The following is a 2,479-nucleotide window of genomic DNA, read 5'->3' on the forward strand; positions in this document are numbered from 1 at the left end:
CCCCCCCCCCCCCCCCCGCCCCCCCACCCCCGCTCACCACACCGGGTGGGTGGGTTGATCAGCCGATGAGGTGCTTGAGCGCGAGCTGGTGCAGGCGCACCAGGCCGTAGTCGCGCTCGGCGACGGCGTCGACGTCGAGGTCCTCGTAGGAGGAGCGGTCGGCGAGGAAGGCGTCGAACGACTCGCCCTCGGCCAGGGTCGATTCGCCCAGCTCGAAGATGCCCGCGTGCTCGAAGGCCTGCTGCACCTCGGCGTCCTCGCGGTAGGCCTTCGCCTTGGCCGCGAGCATGTCGTACGTCTCCATGTTCGCCTTGGCCGACTCCCACACGCCGTCGAGGTACTCGGTGCGGCTGGGCTTGTAGTCGAAGTGGCGCGGGCCCTCGTAGCGCGGCCCGCCGTTCGGGAAGCCGTTCTCGAGCAGGTCCACCGTGAAGAAGGCGCTCAGCAGGTCGCCGTGCCCGAAGACCAGGTCCTGGTCATACTTCGGGCCGTGCTGGCCGTTGAGGTCGATGTGGAACAGCTTGCCCGCGTACAGCGCCAGCGCGAGACCGTGCGTGTAGTTGAGGCCCGCCATCTGCTCGTGGCCCGTCTCCGGGTTGAGGCCGACGATGTCGCCGTGCTCGAGCGTGCCGATGAGGGCGATCGCGTGCCCGATGCTCGGCAGGAAGATGTCGCCACGGGGCTCGTTGGGCTTGGGCTCCAGCGCGATGCGCAGGTCGTAGCCCTTCTCCTTGATGTAGGCGGCGACGGTGTCGATGCCCTCCGCGTAGCGGGCGTGCGCGGCGTGCAGGTCCTTGGAGTTGTCGTACTCCGTGCCCTCGCGGCCGCCCCACATGACGAACGTCGAGGCGCCCATCTCGGCGGCGAGGTCGACGTTGGTGAGCACCTTGCGCAGGCCGTAGCGGCGGACCGCGCGGTTGTTCGAGGTGAACGCGCCGTCCTTGAAGATCGGGTGCGTGAAGGTGTTGGTGGTGACCATCTCGCAGACGAGGCCGGTCTCCTCGGCGGCGTTCTTCACGGCGTCGATGTGCTTCTGGCGCTCGGCACCCTCGGCGCCGAAGGGGAAGGCGTCGTTGTCGTGGAAAGTGAAGCCCCAGGCGCCCAGGTCGGCGAGCTTGCGGATCGACTCCGCCGGGTCGAGGTCGGGGCGGGTGGCGGTGCCGAACGGGTCGGCAGCCGGCCAGCCCACGGTCCACAGGCCGAACGAGTACTTGATGTCGCTCACGGGGTTCTCCTCGTCGAGTCGTGTGTCGAAGGCTGCCGGGGACGGCGTCCGGTGCAGCGCCGCCGCGTCCGCGCGGCGTTTTGTTGTACGGCTGAACTATTGCGCGTCGCTGAGCTAGAGTCAACACGTGCCAGCCCCCTCGACGACGACGCCCGAGCGGGCTCCCCGCGTGCCCGACGACGGCGCCGCATCGCGTCAGCACACCCTGCGGGAGCGCAACCTGCGGCTCGTCGCCGGGGCCGTCTTCGGTGCAGGTTCACCGCCGTCGCGAGCGGACGTCGCGGCCGCCACCGGCCTCACGCGGGCCACGGTCTCGACCCTCGTGGACCGGCTCGTGGCCGGGGGGCTGGTCGCCGAGCTCCCGCCCGTCGTCGCGCAGCGCGCCGGCCGACCGGCCGTGCCGCTCGTGCCCGCCGCCCGGACCGTCGTCGGGCTCGGGCTGGAGGTGAACGTCGACTACCTCGGCGTGCGCGCGCTCGACCTCGTGGGTGACGTCGTCGCCGAGCGCGTCGTCACCGGCTCCCTGCACGACTCCGACCCGGTGGAGGTGCTGGGGCGCCTGCGCGCGCTCGCCGGCGACGTCGTGGTCGAGGTCGAGGCCGCCGGCATGCGCGTCGCCGGGGCGCGGCTCGCGCTGCCCGGCCTCGTGGACGCGCGTGCCGCGCGGCTGGAGGTCGCGCCCAACCTGGGCTGGTCGTCGGTCGAGCCCGTCCCCGCGCTGGACCTGCAAACCGGGGACGGCGCCACGCTGGACGTCGAGGTGGCGAACGAGGCCAAGCTCGCCGCGCTGGCCGAGCTCGCCGGCGAGGTGCCGCCGTCGTTCCTCTACGTCTCCGGTGACGTCGGCGTGGGCGCGGGCATCGTCGTCGACCGGCAGCTCTTCCTCGGCGAGCGCGGCTGGAACGGCGAGATCGGGCACGTCGTCGTCGACCCCGCCGGCCCGCGGTGCTCCTGCGGCGCCACCGGCTGCCTGGAGCAGTACGCCGGCAAGGAGGTGCTGCTGCGCGGCGCCGGGCTGCCCGACTCCGCCCCCGTCCACGCGATCGTCGACCTGCTGCGCGCCGGCGACGACGACGCCCTGGCCGCGGTGCAGCGCGCCGGCCGCGCCCTCGGCTCCGCGCTCGCCACGTTCGTCAACCTCGTCGACGTCTCCACGATCGTCCTCGGCGGCGCGTACGCCGAGCTGTTCGGGTGGGTCGGCCACGTCGTCGCCGGCGTCGTCGAGGAGCGGGCGCTCGCCGCGCCGTTCGCGCC

Annotated in this window: 2 protein-coding genes; one reads left to right on the plus strand and one right to left on the minus strand. The window is 72.8% G+C overall.

Translation table 11 applies throughout. The features are described 5' to 3' along the window. Positions 1 to 58 precede the first annotated feature (58 nt). Positions 59 to 1,225: a xylose isomerase gene (gene xylA, locus ACFT55_RS19950; RefSeq protein WP_380245594.1), complete on the minus strand. Its 1,167-nt coding sequence runs from the start codon at positions 1,223 to 1,225 to the stop codon at positions 59 to 61. A 127-nt stretch (positions 1,226 to 1,352) separates the two neighbouring features. On the opposite strand from xylA, the gene ACFT55_RS19955 reads away from it, so the two are divergent. Next, on the plus strand, positions 1,353 to 2,479 hold a 1,127-nt coding region (locus tag ACFT55_RS19955; RefSeq protein ID WP_380245595.1), incomplete at its 3' end, for an ROK family protein.

This window comes from Isoptericola sp. NPDC057191 (assembly GCF_042670225.1).
Lineage (GTDB): Bacteria > Actinomycetota > Actinomycetes > Actinomycetales > Cellulomonadaceae > Isoptericola.